The sequence below is a fragment of the Streptomyces sp. CGMCC 4.7035 genome (genome assembly GCF_031583065.1).
Classification (GTDB): Bacteria; Actinomycetota; Actinomycetes; order Streptomycetales; family Streptomycetaceae; genus Streptomyces; species Streptomyces yaanensis.
The window spans coordinates 7,449,804-7,471,848 of sequence record NZ_CP134053.1 but is presented as its reverse complement, the minus strand read 5'-3'; the positions used below and the strand labels follow the sequence as shown (position 1 = coordinate 7,471,848).

Here is a 22,045-nt window from a genome sequence, read left to right as displayed (position 1 = left end):
GTTCTATTCCCCTTCGATTTCACCAGCGATCGATCGGTGCCCCATTGCGGCATAGATGGCCTCAGCGACCTTGCCTACGTACGGTTCTTCCACGATGCTGAGGTGATTGCCGGGTACCGTGACGACGTTTATTCGGCCCTTTGTCATGTGACTCCACCCGTTGGTGGGGTCGTCGTATTGACTTCCCATGGAATCGTGCATCGACCGCAGCGATTGAGGGAGCGGCTCCTCGGCGCGAATGAGGGTGAGGTCGAACTCCGCTACGTCCGGGAAGTAATTTATGGCCAGATCCCAGTTCGCGGCGTAGACACCGAACAGGCGTCGTACCACCGCTCCTGAGCTTCCCGCCGGGAGCACGCCCAACTCCTGGGCGACTCCTGCCATGTAGTCGAACTTCTTGTCCACGGTGTCCAGCTCTTCGGGAAGGTGATCCATCGTCGAGGACGCGCCTCGCTTCTGCAGCAACAACTCCCAGAAGAACCATCGGAGGAGGTCCTCGTCATCACCTCCCACACGCTTTCCTCTCGCGGCTGTCGTGTCGAGCAGGACCAGGTCGGCTACTTCCTCGCCCTGTTCCTTGAGTTGTCGCGCCATCTCAAACGCCACGAAGCCGCCGAATGACCATCCGCCAAGGGTGTAGGGGCCGTGCGGTTGCACGCGACGGATCGCTGAAATGTAACTGGACACAAGCTCCGGCATGGTGCGCACCGGCTCGCTGCCGGGGGTCGATCCGGCAGCTTGCAGGGCGTAGAGCGGCTGGTCACCGGGGAACTTCCGGGCGAGACGGACGTAGCAGAGCACGTTGCCGCCCATGGGGTGCACCAGAAAGATCGGCCGCTTGGCGCCGTTGGGGCTGATGGCCACCAACGGGTCGTAGGCGTATACGGCGTTTCCTCTGCGCAGCCTTGCAGCCAGGGCTTCGACCGTTGGTTCGGCGATGACGTCCTGGAGCTGAATCACCGGACCGTAGCGCTGTTCGATCAGCATCATGAGCCTCATGACGGTCAGCGAGGTCCCGCCGAGCTCGAAGAAGTCATCGTGAACCCCGACAGAAGGAATCTGGAGGAGGTCGCCGAGGATGTCGGCGAGTATCCGCTCGTATTCGTCCCGCGGCGCCGTGAATTGTCCGGAGGGGACAGCGTTGAGAGGGATGCGGCGCAGGGCTTCATCGTCCCGCTTACCGCTCGGTGTCAAGGGGAATCCTGGCAGCCAGGCGAACTGTGAGGGCACCATGTAGTCGGGGAGCTTGGCCCGAAGTTCACGCTTGAGATCGTCGAGATCCACTTCGGCTGAGTCGCCGAGGAGAAACGCGGCGAGGAAGGTGTCATTGCCTTCACGGTGGCGTGCGACAACAGCGGCACCTTCGATTCCCGGGTATTTCCCGGCGAGTGCGGTGATGGCCAGTTCCACTTCGGCCGGCTCGACCCGGAAGCCCCGCACCTTCACCTGGGCGTCGGTCCTGCCGAGGCAGATGATCTCCCCGCTGGGCAGCGCGACTCCCAGATCCCCCGTCCGGTAGATGAGCTCTCCCTCGGGCCCGAACGGCCGATCGAGGAATCGTTCCTTCGTCAGGTCGGGTCGGCCTTCGTACCCCTGCGCCAGGCCGGCTCCGCCGACGAAGATCTCACCCTTCACGCCGGGGGGCACCGGCTGAAGCCGGTCATCGAGGACATACACTGCCTCCCCGTCGATGGGCTGACCGATCGGAGGCAGGAGAGGGTAGTCCGCCGGGTCGCCCGTCATGGTGAACCGTGTCGCGACGTGTGTCTCGGTAGGACCGTACTGGTTCTCCAGCAACACGCCGGGCAGGCGACCGAGGAAGCGGCGTATCTCATCGGTGACTCTGAGCTGTTCCCCGGACGAGATGATGACGCGGAGGGATTTTGGGGCGATATCCAGAGCAACGGCAGTCGAGGCCAGTTGCTGAAGGGCCACGTACGGCATGTAGATCCGCTCGATCCCTGCTGCGTCGATCGTCCGCAGCAATCCGGGGAAGTCACGCCGCTCCGCCTCTGAGACGAGGTGCAACGTGTTTCCCGCACAGAGAGTGGAGAAAATCTCCTGGAACGACACGTCGAAACTGACTGGCGCGTACTGGAGAGTGTCGCCGCCCGTGGAACCACCACTGGACGCCCGGTTCTGCCAGGCAATCAGGTTCGCAAGGGCCCTGTGAGGCATGGCAACACCCTTGGGAGTGCCCGTGGAACCCGACGTGAAGAGTACGTAGGCAGTGGATTCCGGCTCGGGCGGTAGGAGCGCCCTGACCATGGACGTGCTTGCCGTTATCGACTCCGCAGGCAAGAGCAGTTCCGGATCACCGGCGAGATGCGCGTGCTGTTCGTCCGTGATGATCCGGAAGACGTTGGCCTGCCGCGCCATGGCCACGAGCCGTTCGGCCGGGTAGTCCGTGTCCATCGGTACGACGGCGGCCCTCGCCATGAGCGTACCGAGGATGGTGGCGATCGCTTCTGGTGACCGGTCCATCGCGACGCCGATCCGAGCGCCGGGTTGTGTTCCGGTCTCGATCAGACGTTGGGCGACGTTGCGGGCAGCGTCCGCCAACTGTTCATAGGTCCACCGGCGTTCGTGCATCGCCAGGGCAATGGCTTCGGGGCTCCGCGCAGCCACGTCGAAGAAACGCTCGACGACGCTGGAGGCGCCTTCTGTGCTCTTGTCCTGGTAGGTGGGGGGTGTGGTGAGGAAGGTGTAGTCGGGGGTTTCGTTGGGGTGTTCTGCCATGCGGTGCAGGATCTGGGTGAGGGATCGTGCGAGTACATCGGCCTGGTCGGGGCTGAAGATGCTTCCGTCGCAGTCGATGCGCAGGTGGATGTTCTGGCTGAGTGGGTCGATGAAGCTGTTGACGAGCAGGGCGAAGTTGGTTTCCTCGCGGGTGCGGAAGTCGACCAGTTCGATGTCGGGGAGGTCCATGACCTGGGTGAGCTGGTGGAAATGCACGTGGTTGAACGCGGTCTCGATGACTTGTGTGCCGAAGTCTTCCTGGATGGTGCTCAGGGGGTAGAGGCGGTGGGGGTGGAGTTCTTGTTCCTGCCGGAATGCCTCGCGGGCCACTGCGATCCAGCTTTCGCCGGCGGCGTTCAGGCGGACGGGGAGGGTGTTGAGGAAGAGGCCGGCGATTCGTTCGGCGTCCTGTTGCTCGGGGCGGCCGTGGGTGACCATGCCGGTGGTGATGTCGTCCGTGCCGGTCAGCATCCGCAGGGTCAGGCTGTGTGCCGCGAACAGCAGTGACTTGAGGGGGAGGGTGTGTTCGCCGGCGACCTGCCGCAGGCGTGCCGACAGGTCGGCGGGTAGTTCGACGTCACGGACGATCTGTGCCGCGTTGCCGGGGTGTGTCTGGTAGGGCGCCAACGCGTCGATGTGCAGGACTTTCGCACCGGCCAGGCGTTCCTGCCAGTAGCGTCGTGTCCTGTCCGAGTCCGCGGCCTGCCGCTCATTGCGGATGTGCAGGGCTGGTGAGGGAAGTGCCAGAGTGGGAACCGGGTCGATACCCAGGCCGAGGGCGTGTGCGTAGTCCTGGAGGACTTCCCGCAGCAGGTTCGCCACGCTTCCGCCGTCCAGCAGTGCGTGATGGAAACTCAGCACCAGGTCCACGGTCGCCGGACGTACGAACACCCGAAGGTGGTAGAGCGGGGCCTGCTCGAATACGTAGTCGTGGAAGCGGCGCTCCTCCATATGGTCCGCGACCGCCGACTCGGCCTCCGTGTCGCTGTGGGAGCGGAGGTCCACCACCTCGAACTCGCCTGATACGGCGGGGTGAATGACCTGCATGGGCTCGGAGTGACTCGCCAGATCGAAGGACGAGCGCAGCACCGGATGCCGTGCGACGAGCCGGCTGACTGCCACGCGGAACGCCGGCTCGTCCCACGGCATGGCCAACGTGTATCGGAACACGTCCTTGTACATGGCTGAGTTCTCGTGCCGACGGCTGTGGTACAGCAAGCCGAGCTGAAGCCGGCTCAGTGGGAATGCGTCCTCGGCGTCGCCCAGCGCCGCACGATCCAGGTCGGTGACCAGATCGAAAGGCTCCAGAGCCGATTCCGAGTCGCCCTCGACCGCCCGGGCCTTCCGGGCAAGGGCCGCGACAGTCGGATTCTGCACCAGATCACTCAGACTGAAGAACAGTCCGCGCTTCTCCGCCAGAGCCCTGACCCGCAGCATGAGAATGGAGTCCCCACCGAGCGCGAAGTAATCGTCGTGGACACCCACCCGCTCCGTCTGGAGAACATCGGCCCAGATCTCCGCCAGAACCGCCTCCGCCGCATTCCGCGGATCCCCGGAAGCATCTGCCTCAACGGCACTGCCCAGCTCCGCCAAAGCCCGGACATCAGCCTTCCCGTTCGGTGTCAGCGGAATACGCTCCACCCGCTGAAAGAAGGAAGCTATGTCCTGGTAGGTGGGGGGTGTGGTGAGGAAGGTGTAGTCGGGGGTTTCGTTGGGGTGTTCTGCCATGCGGTGCAGGATCTGGGTGAGGGATCGTGCGAGTACATCGGCCTGGTCGGGGCTGAAGATGCTTCCGTCGCAGTCGATGCGCAGGTGGATGTTCTGGCTGAGTGGGTCGATGAAGCTGTTGACGAGCAGGGCGAAGTTGGTTTCCTCGCGGGTGCGGAAGTCGACCAGTTCGATGTCGGGGAGGTCCATGACCTGGGTGAGCTGGTGGAAATGCACGTGGTTGAACGCGGTCTCGATGACTTGTGTGCCGAAGTCTTCCTGGATGGTGCTCAGGGGGTAGAGGCGGTGGGGGTGGAGTTCTTGTTCCTGCCGGAATGCCTCGCGGGCCACTGCGATCCAGCTTTCGCCGGCGGCGTTCAGGCGGACGGGGAGGGTGTTGAGGAAGAGGCCGGCGATTCGTTCGGCGTCCTGTTGCTCGGGGCGGCCGTGGGTGACCATGCCGGTGGTGATGTCGTCCGTGCCGGTCAGCATCCGCAGGGTCAGGCTGTGTGCCGCGAACAGCAGTGACTTGAGGGGGAGGGTGTGTTCGCCGGCGACCTGCCGCAGGCGTGCCGACAGGTCGGCGGGTAGTTCGACGTCACGGACGATCTGTGCCGCGTTGCCGGGGTGTGTCTGGTAGGGCGCCAACGCGTCGATGTGCAGGACTTTCGCACCGGCCAGGCGTTCCTGCCAGTAGCGTCGTGTCCTGTCCGAGTCCGCGGCCTGCCGCTCATTGCGGATGTGCAGGGCTGGTGAGGGAAGTGCCAGAGTGGGAACCGGGTCGATACCCAGGCCGAGGGCGTGTGCGTAGTCCTGGAGGACTTCCCGCAGCAGGTTCGCCACGCTTCCGCCGTCCAGCAGTGCGTGATGGAAACTCAGCACCAGGTCCACGGTCGCCGGACGTACGAACACCCGAAGGTGGTAGAGCGGGGCCTGCTCGAATACGTAGTCGTGGAAGCGGCGCTCCTCCATATGGTCCGCGACCGCCGACTCGGCCTCCGTGTCGCTGTGGGAGCGGAGGTCCACCACCTCGAACTCGCCTGATACGGCGGGGTGAATGACCTGCATGGGCTCGGAGTGACTCGCCAGATCGAAGGACGAGCGCAGCACCGGATGCCGTGCGACGAGCCGGCTGACTGCCACGCGGAACGCCGGCTCGTCCCACGGCATGGCCAACGTGTATCGGAACACGTCCTTGTACATGGCTGAGTTCTCGTGCCGACGGCTGTGGTACAGCAAGCCGAGCTGAAGCCGGCTCAGTGGGAATGCGTCCTCGGCGTCGCCCAGCGCCGCACGATCCAGGTCGGTGACCAGATCGAAAGGCTCCAGAGCCGATTCCGAGTCGCCCTCGACCGCCCGGGCCTTCCGGGCAAGGGCCGCGACAGTCGGATTCTGCACCAGATCACTCAGACTGAAGAACAGTCCGCGCTTCTCCGCCAGAGCCCTGACCCGCAGCATGAGAATGGAGTCCCCACCGAGCGCGAAGTAATCGTCGTGGACACCCACCCGCTCCGTCTGGAGAACATCGGCCCAGATCTCCGCCAGAACCGCCTCCGCCGCATTCCGCGGATCCCCGGAAGCATCTGCCTCAACGGCACTGCCCAGCTCCGCCAAAGCCCGGACATCAGCCTTCCCGTTCGGTGTCAGCGGAATACGCTCCACCCGCTGAAAGAAGGTGGGGATCATGAACTCCGGTAGAGATCCCGCCAGATGAGCTCGTATCTCCGCTGCTTCGATTTCGCTGGACGCCTCGTAGTAGCCGACGAGATGAGTGCTCCGGCCGGGCAGTGTGCGCCCCACGACGACGGCATCGCGGACATTCGTCAGCGAAGACAGCGCGGATGCGACCTCACCCGTTTCCACGCGGTTGCCACGGATCTTCACCTGGCCGTCTATGCGCCCCAGGTACTCGAGCGTTCCGTCACTGAGCCAGCGTGCCAGGTCACCGGTGCGATACAGCCGGCCGCCCTGGGTGAATGGGTCGTCCACGAACTTTTCTGCGGTGAGTTCCGGACGGTCCAGATAGCCTCGCGCGACCTGGACACCGCCTATGCACAGCTCACCCGGAACGCCCACTGGCTGAAGTTCATCGCGAGACCCGAGGACATACAGTTGCGTGTTGTCTATGGGCCGCCCGATCGGCACCCGACGCACAGGGCCTGAATCGGCAGGGCACTCGTAGCAAGAGACATCGACCGTGGCCTCGGTCGGACCGTAGAGGTTGACGAGCGCGGGACGCTTGGTCGAGGAAGAGAAAATGGTGTTGAACTGTTCGACCCGTGCGGGAGGCAGTGCCTCGCCGCTGCAGAATACGTAGCGCAGTGAGCTGGTTTCCTCGACGAGGTTGGGAAAGTCCTCCAGCAGCTCCAGGAACGGCCCGAGCATGGATGGCACGAAATGGATGGTACTGACACCGTGCTGACGGATCGTCTGCAAGATCTCCTTCGGATCCTTCTGCCCATCCCTGGGGAGCAGGACGAGCTTCGCCCCTTGAATGGCCCACCAGAAGAGCTCCCACACCGATACGTCGAAGGACACGGGTGTCTTTTGCAGGAGAATGTCGCCCTGGTCGATCGGATATGCGCGTTGCATCCAGGCGAGACGGTTGACCACGGAGTGATGCTCGACCATGACACCCTTCGGTCTTCCTGTGGAGCCCGAGGTGTAGATCACGTAAGCAAGATCCTTCGAGGTGGCCAGCGAATCGACCGGCTCTCCGGAGGCCTCCGCCTGGAGGATGTCTCTTATGCTGCGAACGACACTTTCCGTGCCCGCGAGCCGCTCCGGCATCTGCTCATCGACGAGCACAACCTTGGCGCGACTGTCAGCCAGCAACAGCTTCACACGCTCCGCTGGGTAGCCGGGGTCGACCGGAACGTAAGCGCTGCCGGCCTTCAATACGCCGAGGAGTGCGACGAGAAGCAGTGGACCGCGCTCCATGAGGACGGCAACCCGGTCGTCCCGACCCACACCCTCCGCGCGAAGAGTACGCGCTACCCGGTTCGCGTCAGCATTTAACTCGGCATAGGTGAGGGACTGCCCTGTAAAGGCATCCACCACAGCCGTTTCCGATGGGCGGGTTCTCGCCTGAATTTCGAACAGGCCATGGAGGGTTGCCTGGTCAGGATATGGAACAACTGGACCACGACTCATCATGTGGGTCAGTTCATCGCGTTCCGCCGGAGCCAGCATGTCGACCGCCGACCATGGAACATCCGAGTTCTGGAGTCCATTGACTAGAAGGTTCTTGAAGTGTTCCGCCACCGACGAGATGGGGTAGTTTTCATCGAAGACATCCTCCGCGTAGTCGAATACGATACGGACATCCGACTCCTCGCCGCTGTCATAGATGCAGATGTTCAGAGCGTCGTGTACGTGGGCCTGCGTTGTCATCGTGAGTTCACTGACCGCACCGGGCAGCACCTTGACTGGATCAGCAGTCAGGTAAGAGAGCGTCACATCAAAAAGCTGGCGGCTTCCGCTCCGAACCCCGGGCATCGCCTGCAGGACGTCACCCAGGGCGATCTTGCTGTGTCTCATCAACGAGATCAGCGAGTCGCCTATGGAAGTCACGTGGTCCTGCAGTGAAAATCCTTCTGAAGCGGACGAAAAACGCAACGGAAGAGTATTGGAGAACTGCCCATGAATATTCCGCTGCCGTGCGTTACGATTCAGCAGAGGAATGCCTATGAGTACATCTTCGGTTCGGTGGATACGGGTGAGGTAGGTTCCCAGAGCTGCAAAAAGATACGGGAACACCTTCCGTTCCTTGCGAATCCGGTTCATGATGCTCTTGTCGAGCGAGAAGACGTGCGTGGCGCCGCTGCGACGTTCTTCTGGCGCCGTCCGGGAGAAGAGAACGGGGGGTGTGGACGAGAATTGCTTGTGGTGGAATTCTCTGTCCTCGCTCCATCGGTTGGATGCGCGATACGATTCCTCTTCGGCCACGAAATCGAGATACGATGGGGAGTCGCCCGTGTCGAGCGACTCCCCTTCGCCGGCGACGCGTGCGTACTCGTCAAAAATCTGACGCGCCAGAAGTCGTCCCGTCCAGCCATCAGAAGTGATGTGGTGGCCACTTCCGTACCAGTATGTGACGGTGGGACTTTCTATCAGTACAGCGAATTTGGACAGAGGGCTGTCGGTGATTGCAAAAACCCCGGAGGATGCCTCTTTCAGCCAGGAAGCGCAGGCCGCCGCCGGATCTGGCTCACTAGAAAAGTCCAGCACGGAAACTTCGGGTATCGTGTCACTGAGCCACTGATACGGAACCCCATCCCTCTCGTTCATCCGGATGCGCCAGCAGGGATTTCTCCGCACGACGGATTTTGTTATCCTCACAAGGAGGTCTGTGTCAATATCCCCATCGATTTTCTCCCACATGCTTACGGTGAACTGATTGGATTCCGGATTCAGGGCTGCCGCTGTCCATACGTCCCGCTGATAAGCCGTCAGTGGCCATTCGTGCAAAGACATGAAATCCTCGCAATTCAGTAGTACTGGGAAGGGGGGCAGAGCTTCGACCTAAAGGTGGTTCCGCTTATCGGGTCGCGGGCGGAAGGGCCCGTTCGTAGATGGTCCCGGCGGGTGTGAACCAGCGCGCCTTCTTCCGTGCTGCGGGGCTCGGGTCGTTGGCGTGGGACGCCTTCAAGGCGGCGAGGGCGCGTGCATCGGAGTGGGCGAACTCGCCAATGAGTTCGGCAGCCATTGCCCGGGCGTGCGGGCCGGGGTCTGAGACCAGGTGGTGCAGCGAGGGTTCGAGGACCCGGTCCGGGGCCGGTGCGCAGGTGTCGTCCTTGCACCGGTCACAGGCCAGAGCCTGGAATGCGGCGATCCTGACGCGGGCGTCCGGGTCGTCGGCCATGGCGACGAGTTCGCCCATTGACTCGGTGTCGACCAGGTGATCGTGAAGGTGGCAACAGCCCTCACGGACGGCCGGATTCTCGTCACCCAGACCGGCGCGGGCGCTCAGTGCGGTCTCTGCGCGTCGCAGCAGCTCGCGGCATGCCGCCACGGTGCGCTGAGGGTCGCCCAGGCACGCGACGAGGGCATCGTTGTCGGTCCTGACTAATCCGAGCATGATCTCAGTCTCGACTTACGAGGTGGATCATGGCAAAGGGATTTCCACGCCCACGAGGCAGAGGTGGCCCTTGTCCTCGAAGGGGCCCAGTGTGTGATCTTGCAGCGGGATGATCTCCACGTGGCTGGTGTGATCACGGCGTCGGAGCCGTCCTGGGTAGCCCCGTTTGTCGGGCTGGGCCCACGTCGGTTCGGCAAGCTGATCACAGGGTTGCGGCGCGAGGGCGCCGACCCGGTGCGCAAGGGCCGGCCGTGGAGCCTGCCGCTGGAGAACGCGTGCTCCTGGGCGTCGCCTACTGGCGGACCAATCTCACACTGCGCCAACTGGCGCCACTATTCGGCATCTTGAAGTCGGCCGCCGACCGCTTCATCAACCACCTCGGGCCCTGGCTTGCACTCCAGCCGCGCAAACGGTTCCGCAGGGACACCGTCGGAGCCCTGGTCCCCGCCCGCGACCACCAAGTCGCCGAGCAGCCGAGAAGCTACCGCTACTCGACCAATCACCAGGCGGGACGCTGTCTGGCGGCGCGTTCCCATTCGTTCCCATGTAAGCCCAAAAGGCCCTCGGAGATCACTTCCGAGGGGCCTTTCTGGCGCATCGTGCCTGGTCAGGCATGGTGCCCCCGGCAGGATTCGAACCTGCGACACCCGCTTTAGGAGTTCGATCTACACCCGCCCCTGGGGCCGTCGACGGCTGGTCCGACGGTCGTCCGGGGGTGCTGCTGTATGCCGCCGTCCGGCGCTGTTGATGTCAGCCGTGGATGTCAGACGGCTCTGGCATCCTGCGCGAGTGAGAATGACATGGGCCGCCTTCTGGGCGCTGATAGCCACCCTGAACGGCAAAGCCACGCAGGCGAGGTGCCAGCGCCTGGCCGAGGAGCTGAGCCGCCGTTCCGTCCCCGACATCATCGGCTTCGCGGAACGACATGCCGAGGCTCTGTACCGCCTGGACCAAGAGAAGTTCGGGATGCTTCCCGTTGCCGACATGACGGGCCGGAACGGCAAGTCCTTCCCGCAGTCTGCCGACGGGTTCCTGTACGCCCGTTGCGCTGTAGTCGCCGCAGGACAAGCAGTATGGGAAGGCGTCTTCTTCGACGTCGACAAGTTCGCCCCGTACACCTCCACCGAGTGTGACGGGGAGTGGCTGCTGTATGTGCCGGATCAGGCATACGAACTCGCTACCGGGAAGGAGCGGGACCGCTCAACCCGGTACTGCTTCGAAAGCTACTCGAACAGGGATGGATGGCCGAACTCGGGGAGCTGAGGTGGACTACCGGTTGATGGGGATCTCGTAGACGATCTCGCAGTGCGCAGCGGGCACGACGATGTCCGCCGTCTCCACGGGGCGGCCCTCGTCGCTGTAGTACGTCCGCCGGATGTGTGTGACGAGCGCGGCCTTCTGAATGCCGAGTAGCGACGCTTCCTCGGCTGTCGCCTGTCTTGGTTCCGGCTGCTCCACGGCATGGCTGACGGTGACCCCGATCGAGGCCATGCGGTTCACGACGCCCGCTCCCGCGTGGGGCCCTCCCTCGGGGAGGACGACGAGAGTGCCGGCGGTGAGGTCGTACGGTTCCCAGCTTGTCGACAGCTGCACCGGCCTGCCGTCGGCCAGGAACTCGTACGTCGTGCGGACGCACAGCTCGCCCTCGGCGATTCCGAGACGCGTCGCGATCTCCGTGGGAGCCGGCACCTTGGCGTCGGTCCGGCTCTCCCAATCGCCCTGCCTGCCGACGGCCTTCATGTCCGCGCGGAACGGGGACCCGGCGGGCTGCTCACGCGCCGATGAGCGGACGACTCGCACCCGCTGCCGGGGCTCGGCGACATACGTGCCCGACCCCGCTCGGCCCTCCAGCATGCCCTGGGAGATCAGCAACTCCTGGGCCCTGCGCACCACGTTCTCGCCCACGCCGCACTCCTGGCCGATCTGGGCGCGGGAGGGGAGGCGGTCCCCCGGCTCCCACTCGTGCTCCGCGATGCGCCGCCGGAGTTCGTCGGCGATGCGGAGATAGGGCGGCTGCTCAGGCATATGGAAAATCTAGTCCACTAGCTCTAATCTAGTTAACTAGCTTTACTCAACGTGATCGCCGGTGACGGAGGCTGCCCTGTGCCTGCTTCGCAAGTGAGCGCGGAGGCCATCGCGGCTCGGTTATCGGCCGTCGGGCTCACCCCACGCGTGGAGGAGCACGACCGATGCACGTCGATCGAAGCGGAGGTGCCGGAATCGCTCTCCGCCGAGTCGTGGCGGGAGGTCCTGGAAGTGGTGGCGGAGGCCGATCGATTCGGGCTCCTCGCCACCAGCCTGAACGGCCGCACCCTCTGGGCGGTCGTACGCAAAGCGGTCCCCACGACGGGCGATGTCGGGGGACCGAGCCATCAGCGATAGGAGCTGAGCAGCGTGTTCAACCGTATCCGTCGTGCCGTCTTGCTCACCAGTGCGCGGTACCGCCCCAAAGGCCGGCACCGCCGCCCCTTAACGTCCGCCCGCCCGATGTTCGCTCCCCCCGCGCCCTCCGAAGCGCCGATGGTCTTTCGGGGACGGCATCAAGACCGCGCGGACTATCTCGCGGGAGAGGACACCGCACTCGTCCGCCCTTACGTGCTGGCCAGTGAGGAGCGAGCGCGGCAACGAGCGATGGCCGTGTCTCACCACGTCCCGGCTGATGCCTGGGCCGCCCCTGCGGGGGCCTGCTGATGCCTCCTCGCCAACAGCCTCGCGTCACGCACGCGGAGGCCGTCCCCTACCGGTCGAGCTCATGCCGGATCGGTACGCACCACGCGTGCGCGGAGTCTTCCCCGGCCGCGGCGCCGGTGGACGTTCCGGTGGTCTACGAGGCGTGCGATTGCTCCTGCCATACGGCGGTCAACCGGTCTGCACCCGCGGAGGTGACGCGGTGAGCGTATGGGCACCCAGCGGCGCGCTGGCATCCACCGTCGAGATCACCTCAGACAGCGTGCAGCGCGGCGACGTCATCCAGGTCGGCGGCCAGCCGTGCAGGGTGAGCGACCTCTTCCAACTGCCCGGCGGTGCCAAGCGGCTGGTGTTCGAGTCGGGCGAACTGCTGACCATGCACCGGCAGACTCGGCTCGTCGCGATGCGGATCCTGAGAGGGCGGGGCGGTGATCCAGTCCATGCCTTCTCGCCGCGACGCTATCGCCGATGACCTCCGAAACCAGATCGCGACCGGCCGTGTCCAGGCTGGCGAACGCCTTCCTTCTGAGGCCCACCTCGCCTCTCAATACATGGTCAGCACGTCGACGCTGCGGGGTGCACTCGCAGTACTTCAGGGGGAGGGCCTCGTCGAGAAGATCCACGGCAAGGGGAACTTCGTTTGCCGCTCTCTCCGCAGAATCACGTACGTCGGCGGCTGGGGCACGCTGGACCCGCAGACCGCTTCTGACGCAGCTCTGCGCGTCACCGTCCGCACCACCAAGATCCGGGCGCGCGGGCATCTGGCGGCTCTATTGAAGGTGCCGACCAGTAGCCCGCTGACCGAGTTCCTCTGCCTCAGCTATGAGGGGGAGTCGCCGCACAGCCTGGCTCGTATCTACGTACCTCGCGACCTGGCGCCGGCTGCGGTGCTCGGCGAGTCGCCTTCGTGCGATGGGACAGTGGCGAGATTTGCAGTGCCGCGCCCTCCATCGGCCGAAGTCCGGGAGACGGTCAGCGCTCGCCTCCCGACACCGGACGAAGCCTCGACCCTTCGGATCAGCTCTGCCTTGGCGGTTCTCGCGATCACGCGCGTGACGGCCGACATCACTGGGCGCGTGGTCGAGGCCGCGCTTCTGGTGTTCCCGGGTGACCGCGCCGATGCGGTCTTCACCACCCACCACGTGATTGACGAGCGGGGGAGACAAACATGAAAAACAAGGACGAGTTGCGTCTTCTCCCGTGGTCGGGGCCGGAGGGCAAGCCCTGCTATCTCAGCGCCGACGATAGCGATGGCCACATGTCTCGCCTGGCGGACAACATCGAAGCGGTACAACTCGGGATGGCGGCCAACCTGCTGGAGCAAGCACTGGAGGTACTCGGCGACGGGGATGCGGCGTTGGAGCAACTGCGACCTCTGGCGACGCAGCTGGCTGGAGCATTGCGGGACACAATCCGTGTAGCGACCAGCCGCGGTCACCGCCTGGTGACACCCGAATCCCACCAGTCCTGAGGGAGGGAATCGGCAGCCGGCCACGACTGCTGGCGGCGACCTTCGGTCGGCAGTAGCACGTACCCGTAGGGAGAGGCCCCGGACAGTGTCAAGGGCCTCTCCCTACGGCAGGCAGGGCCAATCCGGCCGGGTACGACAGAAGTGCTTTCAGCTTGGGAAGCTGCGGCATTCTGGGGCCAGTTGGGGTGCTGACCTGGGCGAACGGGTAGGCTGCGGTCTCTCCTGGCCAGGGTGCTTTCACCGCGATTCCCCGCTCGATCTGGTGCGCTTGTGGTGCAGGCGAGACGCATTGACGTCTCGCCGTGAAGCCGCCGCACGTGAACTCATGCTGCATCGAGGATAGGTCCACAGGAGACCGAGCAGGTGGTCAACCGGCCCCACCAGCAGTTGAGTTGGTATGGCAGACGAATGGGCACAAGGCGCTGCTCCTGCTATAAACGCGACTCATGATGACCACGGCTGCGCCAAGCGAGACCTTCTGGACTGCACTAGGCTCGGTTGCGGCCGCCTTGGGCGTGTTGGCCACGCTCTACGTGGGGTGGCTCGCATGGCGAACGGCAGTCCCTAGGCGTAAGGTTCGCTGGGAGGCTGAAGTGAAGCCCCTTCTGCATGGCGTCGGCCATGGTGCGCTGACTGTTAGTCACAGTGGGGCTACCCTAAGTCGACCGCATGTTCTTGAACTGAAGTTGACGAATGCTGGCAACCGAGATCTCGAAGCTTCCCACTTCGGTGGTCAACCCATCGATTTCACATCCAGTGCCGTGTTCATTGACGTGCTCGCACAGTCCTCTTCACCGTCGTCACAGCGAGTCATCCCTGTAACGTTCAGCGGGACTAAGCTCATCCTCACCCCCGGGACATTGCACAGACGTCAAACAGTTACTTACACGGCTCTTGTTGATGGCGCCGATCCGACCATTGACGCCGTGGCGTCACTCAGCAACGGCGATTTCCAACGGCGTCGCGCCGCAAGCGCAGATCAGTCCGAGCGTCGTCTACAGGTCACAGTGGCGATCATGGGGCTGCTGACCTCGGTGGTCGCCGTTGTGGTCCAAGCACTCACTGACCGCTGACCGTCTAGGAGTTCGATCGCGTGGCCACCATAAGGCCCGGCTCCGCTGTTGATCACTCAAGACCGTCTGTGTACCCCGTCGTTGATGTCACATGGTGATGTCAGGTTGGATGGCGTGATGCAGCGTGTTGAGGCAGAGCTGTTCACCGACGGTGGCAACGACGCCGTGGTTCGTCTACCCGGTCGGCGGTTCCCCGGGGTACTGATCCAAGGCGACTCCCTTCACACCCTCCGCAGCGATCTGGCCGAAGTGATGGAGGCGTGCGAGCGCGGCGAGCTGGCCGAGGCTCGGGAGTCCGCTGGCCTCCTGCTGGCTGACCTCGATGCGATACTGACGCGCTACGCGGCCGCGCTGGAAGAGTACGGGGTTCCGCGGCCGTACTGAGTCATCGGACTATCAGCTTGGGAAGCTGCGGTCATTCACGGACGGCTCGGTCGCTGACCGGGGCAAACGGCCGGTCCGAGGCCCCGCCGGGCGGAGCAGCTTTCACCGTGACTCCCCGCTGTTCCCCGCTCGATCTGGTGCGCTTGTGGTGCGCCTGCTGACCACGTGCGGCAGGCGCTGTTTGCAGCTTTGGATCCGGAGGGTCTTCCCGGTCAGGCAGTATCTCCCCATGCTCGGTACAGTCGTTACTGCACTCCTCGGTGCTCTCGGGATCGTCGGCACCCTGGCTGCGGCTCGCATCCAAGCGCGTGGGGCTGTCAGGCAAGCAGAAGCAGCTCTCGCTCAGGCTCACGCGACTCACCGCGCAGCCATCGAGGCTGCCGCTACTCAAGCCCAAAGTTCTTTTGAGCAACAAGCTCGCGCCGCGCGCCGCCCTGTCTACCTATCGCTCGTTGATGCGGGTCATGCGTTCGCCGATCGGCTACCAGATCTGTTCGACGGCACTTTTGTGGGTGATGCTCCCCTTGAGTCAGAGAAGAACGCGATGAGGGTCGCTCTATCACGCGTTGAGCTGGAAGGCCCCGCGACACTCATAACCCTGGGGCGAAGCGTGCTCGCGACTGCCGAAAAAGCCGAGAGGATGGCGGTTGGTATGAGGTCAGAACTCTACGTTTTGTACCGCTTGGGCATCGCCACCGGCGAGTATGACGGCGAAGGATTGTCTGGAGACCATTTCGATGTGGCGTATGAGGCTTCAAACGCTCTGCACCGCCTCCGACAGACGAAACCTGCGGGCCAGACCGCTCGGGATCGGATGCTTCTGCTGCGCCAGTATTTTCAGACGGAGGAGCGGGCGCATGTTCCTGATGATTCTGATCATCGCTTGCTTTGGGGGGCCATTCGAGATGCCGAAGGAGCAATGAGATCAGCTGCAGCTGCCGGTGTAATTCCAGAAACGAGTGTTCGGCGGATGATTGTGCGAGCCGTCGACCGTACGCGAGATGCAACTGAAATATTCGACAGTAATGCCGATGCATTCAACGGTGCACGAGAGCAGTTCATTAACGCCGCCCGAGACTACCTTCATAGTCCCTCGCTGTAGACGCGGGCCGGAAAATTGCGGGTCGATGAAGTCTCCCAGGGCAAGTCTAGTGCCGCAAAGTTCGATCAGTAGCCGGTCTACTGATCATCGGTCTCGCCCACCAGCGAGGGGGAGGAAGCCCACGGCTCTGAGCTATTCAGATGCCGTGGGCTTCTGTCGTTGCCGGTCAGCGTTGGGTGACCTCGGACGGCCCGGAGACGGCCAGCCTGATCACTCCTCCACTCTCGACTACTGTCCTGTAACGGTTGCGGACAGTGAGCTACTGACTCGGACTGCTGCCCGAAGAATTGGGCCATGACGGAATCCGGACCCCGGAGACACCTGCTCATCCGGTCTGTACTCGCTGCTGCTGCCGCATGCCTGCTTGCTGGAGGAGGTTTCGCCGCCGGCCGTCTCACAGCGCCTGACTCGGACAGGCGCACGGCAGTGTGCGGGGACGCAAGCACGGCTCTGCACAATGCTGTCCGTGAGGCACAGTCTTACGAGGACGAACAGATGGACCAAGCTCGGCAGTCGGCGCTTGTGGCGGCGAGTGTCGTAGTACAGAACCCCGAGTGTTTCGATGCGAAGACCCGCGCGACCGTGCAGGTGCTGCTCGATGGCGCCAAGTAGAACGGCCGCGCTGCGGACAGCGCCTACAGGCCGGTGGATGTGCCGTTGCATCTTCGTCCCGAAGCAACTTGAGCAGGCGTTCCACCTTGGGCCCAAGCGACTGTCACCTGCCGCGATGGTCCGCAGGTGTACGCAGTTGTCCGGTGCTGTCCGTCGGCGTTGTCACGCAGCTAGACACTCACTGCATCGCGCTCGGCGATCCCACCGCCTGATCCCCTAGCTGAATCGGTTGGCCACGGCCACACCGGTCGCTCTGCGGCACGGAGGGACGACAAGATCGGGACGCCTGCCGGGTGTTCACATGACCTTACCGTGGGCAATGATCACCTGCTCCGCGCAGAACCGCAGAAGCGGCACTTCCTTGGATAGTTCGGCATCATCTACGAACGGGAAATATTTCGGGCGGGCGCCATCCTTGGCGTGGACCAATGAATTTCTCGTCTGGTAAATGCGTTTCGCGAGTGCCGCCTTCACCTCTAGATCCCTATCCGCCTCTAGGTTTACAGGAACATTCTCCGAAAATGATGGTGAATTGGATTTGTAGTACTCAATCAAATCGGGATCGTGTGCGGTCAAATCGTCGATCAGGCGAGAAATAGTGACGTAGCCCTCCAGGACAAGCGCGAGCGCACGTTGCTCGTCAACGCCGCCTTCGTCTCGCACTCGCCGCTGCGTTGCCGTAACCAACTTGATTACCGCCTTGATGTCCTTGGAGCGCTTTAGCGAGAACGCCGGATCTGCGATTTTCCTGCGAACCTGTTCCTCGAAATCATCATTGAAAACTTTCTCGAAGAAATGTTCAGCGATGTGATAGTAGGAGAGGTATTGCAGCATGGGGCTCTCTGCGGAGACAGCCAGTTGATAGTGGTGGACAAGGTCGGAGTTGTAGGTCATTCTCGGCGCGTCCATCGCCGCTTCAGCAGCCCGACCGCGCCTGCGCACGCGACCAGCACCAGAGAGGTGGTCCGTATTTGCGGCAACGCGATATGAAACGTCGTAGTTGAAAGCCAATTGGAAGAGAAACGCCTCAGCGGCATCTTTGAAATCCGCGCGGGTGCGAGTGGATTCAATCCTCAGCGTTGTGACAGGGAGGGCCTCGCCGAGGATCTTTTCCAAGGAAACCTCCGGAGCTGGACTCGAAGGGTCCAGGTAACCCATCAATCGTCTCTCCCTGAGCCTCCTTCGAGTATTTTGAATAAAGAATGGAACCCTTCGAGCATTGCCTGCATCTAGCGCTGAGTGAAGCAGGTTTACTCCGAACTCCAAAGATGGGTTACCGATTGAGTATTTCAGGCCATTCTCCTCGGAGGATATGATCTCGTCAAAGTCTCGCGGTAGGATTCCCGCTGGTCCAAGCGCGCCATTTCGGACGATTAGATATTCGCATCGAGTGTCCCACTTAAGGTGGGCTGCGTTTTCGCGATTGCCTTCGTTTAGGTTTTTTGTTGCCGCTTTCAGTTCGGCAACATCGAGGCGGTCTACTTGATTTTGTGCATCAATGTGTACCGGGTTCTCCAAAATGATCTGACTGTCGGTCCATGCGTCGATACCGAGCACCAATTTGAGTGCGTTTATGGAATCTTCGAAGGCAAGTTCGCTCACGTGGGCCCCCTCTGGCGTCGCGGGATGTAATGATTGGTTATATCTGAATCGCCTGGCCAGCGGAGTGAGTTTGCAGAATCTAGGTCGGCGGAGCGGGTTTGGCCGGTGGCCTGCCCGGTCTGGGGTCGAGCATGATCAGGGGGCCGTACGCTGGTTGGCAACTCGGGCAGGCTTTGGACCTGCCCGCAATGTGCACGAGTGGCCCCCTGGTCTTGCTCGACGCGGGGCCCGGACCGGGGAGGTGGCTAAAGCCGTGGAGCCGACCGGCCTCAGCCACAGCGGGTTTTCTCTGCTCAACCCGCATGCACGCAGCGCGCCGCCGGGCGCGGCCAGCCGGGGCGAAGACAGGAGGCAGGCCGCGCCGCAGAGGCGGCGCGCGCCCGCGCCGTGCGCGGGCCTTGATGATGGAGAGAAGGTTTTATCCCGCTGGGATGAGGCGCTTGCCGTCATGGCTGCGGACGTGGGGGCCGTTGCCGTCCAGGGCGTCGAGGAGCCTGACCGCGAAGACCTCGGACATGCGGTCGCTGACCTCGTCGGGGGTGAGCCAGGACACGGCGGTGGATTCGCTGGAGGTGCGTTCGGTGCCGCCGGAGGGCTTGCAGCGGAAGACCAGGGCAACGATGCCTCGGGTGGTGTTCTTGTAGACCCCGGTGAGTTCGTCGATCTCGACGTGGATGCCGGTCTCCTCCAGGACCTCGCGGGCGACGCCGGCTTCGGGCGTCTCGTTGAGTTCGAGGATGCCGCCGGGGAGTTCCCAGGTGCCGTTGTCGGCTCGGCGGATCGCCAGGAGGCGGCCGTCCTCGCGCACCACTGCTCCGGCTACGGACACGGAGTGCAGCGGGGAGGGTGTCGCTTCCTGTGGTTGACTCATGTAGAGGAGCATAGGAGGCAGGGAAGGACTATGGGAACTGCGGCGGGAGGGGTCGGTTCCGGGCCTCGGTACGTGCAGATCGCGGACGAGATCGTGCAGCAGATCCGGGCGGGGGTTCTCAAGCCCGGTGACATGGTGCCGAGTGAGTCCGAGCTGGTAGACCGCTATGGCGTGTCCGGCGGGACGATCCGCAAGGCCATGGTCGAGGTGAGGGCGAGCGGGCTGGTCGAGACCCGGCACGGCAAGGGCTCGATCGTGAAGAACCGGCCGCCGGTGCGGCACCGCTCCTCTGATCGCTTCCGGCGCTCGCTGCGGCAGGGTGGGCAGGCGGCCTACCTCGCAGAGTCCGCGCAGTCCGGGGCCACGGCCAAGGTGAGCGTCCTCTACATCGGGCCCATGGAGGCGCCCGAGGATGCCGCCGAGCGGCTGGGCGTCCCCGCCGGTACGCAGGTGCTGGCCCGCCGACGCCTGTACTTCCGTAACGGCACGCCGGTCGAGACCGCCACGTCCTACCTGCCCTGGGACGTCGTGAAGGACATCCCTGAGCTGTTCGCCGAGAACCCCGGTGGCGGTGGCATCTATGCCCGACTGGAAGACCACGGGCATCAGTTCGCGGAGTTCGTCGAGACGCTGCAGGCGCGGCCGGCCTCGAAGGCGGAGGCGTCGGAGCTTGCGCTGAGCCCGGGTGCTCCGGTGGTTCACCTGATTCGGGAGGCTCGTACGGTCGCGGGCCTCGTGGTCGAGGTGTGCGACACCCTCATGGCCGCTGACCAGTTCGTTTTCGAGTACAGGATCCCTGCCGGCGACTGACGCCCGCTCAACTCCTCACAGCCCGTCGCGAGTTCTTCTTCGTGGCGGGTTGACTCATGTACAGGAGTGATGCACTCTTCTTCATGTCACTCATATGCATGAGTGGCGGAGTTCAGCATCTATAGAGGAGTGATTTCTGTGCGTCAGATTCCCGTCGACACCTCCGGCGCGGTTGTCATGGTCGCCAAGTCCCCGCAGGTCAAGGTGCGTGACCGCCGTACCGGTGAGATCGCCACCGACACCGAGACCGGGGCGAAGCTGATGACGGTGGACGTGATGTTCGCGGCGAACGAGGAGGTGGAGATCCTGTCCATCACCGTCCCGGAGCCGGGCATCTCCGGTGAGCTGGCCATGGGTACGCCGGTCGCGCTCACGGGGCTCATCGCCCGGCCGTGGGAGAACGACTTCAACGGCCAGAAGCGGCACGGCATCGCGTTCCGCGCGGTCGCGGTGACCTCGCTCTCCAACGTCGCCGCAGGGTCCAAGGCGGCCTGATCATGACCGGGTTCATGGTCGCCCTGGTGCTGGTCGTCGCCGCCGTGGGTCTCCTGCGGTGGCGGCGCCCCGCCTGGTACTGGTTGACCTTCGGGGTCACGCTGGCTGTGGTGCGGGTCCTGGTCCGGTACAGCTCGGTCATGGACGCGTGCGGGCTGACCGTCCCGCCCGCCCGTTGGCGGCTCGCGCTCGCACGGGCGGCTAACCGGCCGATTCCTGAGCCGCGTCCGCCGCGCATCCTGCGGCTGCGGCCGACCCGTACCGGCCTGGTCCTGCGGCTCAAGCTCCGCCCCGGGCAGGACACCTTCGACATCGCCGCCGCCTCGGACCGGCTCCGGCACTCGTTCTCCATGTACGGCGTCACCTCGCGGGAACTGCGTTCCGGCGTCGTCGAAGTGCGGATGACCGGCTACGACGTGCTCAAGCGGGTGCAGATGCCGGCCGAGACCGACCCGCGGCCGATGCGGGTGCCGGTCGCCCTGCGACAGGACGGCTCGGTGCACTACCGCGACTACCGCGCGATACCCCACGCCCTCACCCTCGGCGCCACGGAGTCCGGCAAGTCCGTCTACCAACGCAACCTGGTCGCCGGACTCGCCCCGATGGACGTCGCACTCGTCGGCATCGACTGCAAGCAAGGGGTCGAACTGTTCCCGCTGGCCCGCCGGTTCTCCGCGCTGGCCGACGATCCCGACACCGCCGCCGAAGTGCTCGATGCGCTCGTGGCACGGATGGAGCGCGTCTATCAGCTCATCCGGTCACAGCAGCGGATCACCTCCGACGTACCGGATGCGGAGATCGCCGCCGACATCTGGGATCTGCCTGACGACCTGCGCCCGGTGCCGGTCGTGGTTCTGGTCGATGAGGTCGCCGAACTCGCCCTGTACGCAAGCAAGGAGGAGGAGAAGCGCCGGGACCGCATCGTCACCTCTCTGGTTCGCCTCGCCCAGCTCGGCCGTGCGGCCGGCATCTACCTCGAAATCTGCGGGCAGCGCTTCGGCTCCGAACTCGGCAAGGGCATCACCATGCTCCGCGCCCAGCTCACCGGCCGCACCGCCCACCGCGTCAACGACGAGACCAGCGCCAACATGGCCTTCGGCGACATCTCCCCGGACGCCGTTCTCGCCGCCATCCAGATCCCGGCCGAGATACGGGGGCTCGCCATCGCGGGCGACTCCTCCGGAGGGTGGCACCGCATCCGTGCCCCGCACACCTCGCTCCGGCAGGCCGTGAACATCTGCAACCGGCATGTCGACCGGACCCCGGACCTGCCCGAGCTGGCCCCGTTCCGGCCCGTTCTCCCCGGCCCCGACGCCGAGTCCGTGCCGCTGGTCAAGGCGTCCTCGGCTACCGCCTGATCTCCCACCGCTCCTCACGGTCGGCGTGACTGCCTTCGCGCCGCGTCCCTACC

General features: G+C 64.0%; 16 protein-coding genes and 1 pseudogene. 12 read left to right on the top strand and 5 right to left on the bottom strand.

Translation table 11 applies throughout. From position 1 onward, the window contains the following. Nucleotides 1-3 precede the first annotated feature (3 nt). Nucleotides 4-8,922, bottom strand: coding sequence for a non-ribosomal peptide synthetase (locus tag Q2K21_RS32810; RefSeq protein ID WP_310778757.1), 8,919 nt, complete (start codon nucleotides 8,920-8,922; stop codon nucleotides 4-6). 64 nt (nucleotides 8,923-8,986) lie between these two features. After that, on the bottom strand, nucleotides 8,987-9,526 hold the full coding sequence (locus Q2K21_RS32805) for a HEAT repeat domain-containing protein (protein ID WP_310778754.1): 540 nt from the start codon (nucleotides 9,524-9,526) through the stop codon (nucleotides 8,987-8,989). A gap of 120 nt (nucleotides 9,527-9,646) precedes the next feature. Here Q2K21_RS32805 and Q2K21_RS32800 point away from each other — a divergent pair. Both Q2K21_RS32800 and Q2K21_RS32795 read left to right on the top strand, forming a co-directional pair. Further along, nucleotides 9,647-10,032 (top strand): annotated as a pseudogene (locus Q2K21_RS32800) (helix-turn-helix domain-containing protein); the annotation flags it as partial. Nucleotides 10,033-10,321: 289 nt separating this feature from the next. Continuing rightward, complete coding sequence (locus Q2K21_RS32795) at nucleotides 10,322-10,789, top strand: DUF4240 domain-containing protein (RefSeq protein WP_310781361.1); 468 nt, start codon at nucleotides 10,322-10,324, stop codon at nucleotides 10,787-10,789. A gap of 6 nt (nucleotides 10,790-10,795) precedes the next feature. On the opposite strand, the gene Q2K21_RS32790 is transcribed toward Q2K21_RS32795, so the two are convergent. Beyond that, nucleotides 10,796-11,551: a GntR family transcriptional regulator gene (locus tag Q2K21_RS32790; RefSeq protein ID WP_310778749.1), complete on the bottom strand. Its 756-nt coding sequence runs from the start codon at nucleotides 11,549-11,551 to the stop codon at nucleotides 10,796-10,798. A gap of 78 nt (nucleotides 11,552-11,629) precedes the next feature. Here Q2K21_RS32790 and Q2K21_RS32785 point away from each other — a divergent pair, with 78 nt between their 5' ends. The 7 genes from Q2K21_RS32785 (at nucleotide 11,630) to Q2K21_RS32755 (ending at nucleotide 16,244) form a co-directional block, all read left to right on the top strand. Then, entirely contained in the window at nucleotides 11,630-11,908 is a 279-nt protein-coding gene (locus Q2K21_RS32785; protein ID WP_310778746.1) for a hypothetical protein, read from the top strand. 508 nt (nucleotides 11,909-12,416) lie between these two features. Beyond that, nucleotides 12,417-12,686 carry a hypothetical protein gene (locus tag Q2K21_RS32780; RefSeq protein WP_310778743.1) on the top strand — a complete coding sequence of 90 codons (270 nt, stop codon included), beginning with the start codon at nucleotides 12,417-12,419 and terminating at the stop codon, nucleotides 12,684-12,686. Beyond that, complete coding sequence (locus tag Q2K21_RS32775) at nucleotides 12,655-13,386, top strand: GntR family transcriptional regulator (RefSeq protein ID WP_310781360.1); 732 nt, start codon at nucleotides 12,655-12,657, stop codon at nucleotides 13,384-13,386. Before Q2K21_RS32780 ends, Q2K21_RS32775 begins: the two co-directional genes overlap by 32 nt. Further along, a complete protein-coding gene (locus tag Q2K21_RS32770; protein WP_310778740.1) occupies nucleotides 13,383-13,685 on the top strand; it encodes a hypothetical protein in 303 nt (100 codons plus the stop codon). Before Q2K21_RS32775 ends, Q2K21_RS32770 begins: the two co-directional genes overlap by 4 nt. A 446-nt stretch (nucleotides 13,686-14,131) precedes the next feature. Beyond that, complete coding sequence (locus tag Q2K21_RS32765; RefSeq protein ID WP_310778737.1) at nucleotides 14,132-14,758, top strand: hypothetical protein; 627 nt, start codon at nucleotides 14,132-14,134, stop codon at nucleotides 14,756-14,758. Between the two features lie 117 nt (nucleotides 14,759-14,875). Further along, nucleotides 14,876-15,142 carry a DUF6959 family protein gene (locus Q2K21_RS32760; RefSeq protein WP_310781359.1) on the top strand — a complete coding sequence of 89 codons (267 nt, stop codon included), beginning with the start codon at nucleotides 14,876-14,878 and terminating at the stop codon, nucleotides 15,140-15,142. 229 nt (nucleotides 15,143-15,371) lie between these two features. After that, the gene (locus Q2K21_RS32755; protein WP_310778734.1) at nucleotides 15,372-16,244 is read left to right on the top strand and encodes a hypothetical protein; all 873 of its coding nucleotides are present in this window, start codon (nucleotides 15,372-15,374) and stop codon (nucleotides 16,242-16,244) included. 909 nt (nucleotides 16,245-17,153) lie between these two features. Here the strand turns inward: Q2K21_RS32755 and Q2K21_RS32750 are convergent. Together Q2K21_RS32750 and Q2K21_RS32745 are read right to left on the bottom strand one after the other, a co-directional pair. Continuing rightward, nucleotides 17,154-18,458 (bottom strand): hypothetical protein, encoded by a 1,305-nt coding sequence (locus tag Q2K21_RS32750; protein WP_310778730.1) that lies wholly within the window; start codon nucleotides 18,456-18,458, stop codon nucleotides 17,154-17,156. Nucleotides 18,459-18,876: 418 nt separating this feature from the next. Then, a complete protein-coding gene (locus Q2K21_RS32745) occupies nucleotides 18,877-19,341 on the bottom strand; it encodes an NUDIX hydrolase (protein ID WP_310778727.1) in 465 nt (154 codons plus the stop codon). 18 nt (nucleotides 19,342-19,359) lie between these two features. On the opposite strand from Q2K21_RS32745, the gene Q2K21_RS32740 reads away from it, so the two are divergent. From Q2K21_RS32740 to Q2K21_RS32730, 3 genes are all read left to right on the top strand, one after another. After that, on the top strand, nucleotides 19,360-20,139 hold the full coding sequence (locus Q2K21_RS32740) for a GntR family transcriptional regulator (RefSeq protein WP_310778724.1): 780 nt from the start codon (nucleotides 19,360-19,362) through the stop codon (nucleotides 20,137-20,139). 138 nt (nucleotides 20,140-20,277) lie between these two features. Continuing rightward, nucleotides 20,278-20,634 (top strand): SCO3933 family regulatory protein, encoded by a 357-nt coding sequence (locus Q2K21_RS32735; protein WP_089102142.1) that lies wholly within the window; start codon nucleotides 20,278-20,280, stop codon nucleotides 20,632-20,634. Nucleotides 20,635-20,636: 2 nt separating this feature from the next. Then, nucleotides 20,637-21,992 carry an FtsK/SpoIIIE domain-containing protein gene (locus Q2K21_RS32730; RefSeq protein WP_310778719.1) on the top strand — a complete coding sequence of 452 codons (1,356 nt, stop codon included), beginning with the start codon at nucleotides 20,637-20,639 and terminating at the stop codon, nucleotides 21,990-21,992. Nucleotides 21,993-22,045: the final 53 nt, after the last annotated feature.

Bases quoted from the DNA above. Each gene is read 5' to 3' on its own strand.
- Q2K21_RS32810 (WP_310778757.1), bottom strand. From the start codon at position 8,922: ATGTCTTTGCACGAATGGCCACTGACGGCTTATCAGCGGGACGTATGG.
- Q2K21_RS32775 (WP_310781360.1), top strand. From the start codon at position 12,655: ATGCCTTCTCGCCGCGACGCTATCGCCGATGACCTCCGAAACCAGATC.
- Q2K21_RS32755 (WP_310778734.1), top strand. From the start codon at position 15,372: ATGCTCGGTACAGTCGTTACTGCACTCCTCGGTGCTCTCGGGATCGTC.
- Q2K21_RS32740 (WP_310778724.1), top strand. From the start codon at position 19,360: ATGGGAACTGCGGCGGGAGGGGTCGGTTCCGGGCCTCGGTACGTGCAG.
- Q2K21_RS32765 (WP_310778737.1), top strand. From the start codon at position 14,132: ATGATGACCACGGCTGCGCCAAGCGAGACCTTCTGGACTGCACTAGGC.
- Q2K21_RS32795 (WP_310781361.1), top strand. From the start codon at position 10,322: ATGACATGGGCCGCCTTCTGGGCGCTGATAGCCACCCTGAACGGCAAA.
- Q2K21_RS32805 (WP_310778754.1), bottom strand. From the start codon at position 9,526: ATGCTCGGATTAGTCAGGACCGACAACGATGCCCTCGTCGCGTGCCTG.
- Q2K21_RS32770 (WP_310778740.1), top strand. From the start codon at position 13,383: ATGAAAAACAAGGACGAGTTGCGTCTTCTCCCGTGGTCGGGGCCGGAG.
- Q2K21_RS32760 (WP_310781359.1), top strand. From the start codon at position 14,876: ATGCAGCGTGTTGAGGCAGAGCTGTTCACCGACGGTGGCAACGACGCC.
- Q2K21_RS32745 (WP_310778727.1), bottom strand. From the start codon at position 19,341: ATGCTCCTCTACATGAGTCAACCACAGGAAGCGACACCCTCCCCGCTG.
- Q2K21_RS32730 (WP_310778719.1), top strand. From the start codon at position 20,637: ATGACCGGGTTCATGGTCGCCCTGGTGCTGGTCGTCGCCGCCGTGGGT.
- Q2K21_RS32790 (WP_310778749.1), bottom strand. From the start codon at position 11,551: ATGCCTGAGCAGCCGCCCTATCTCCGCATCGCCGACGAACTCCGGCGG.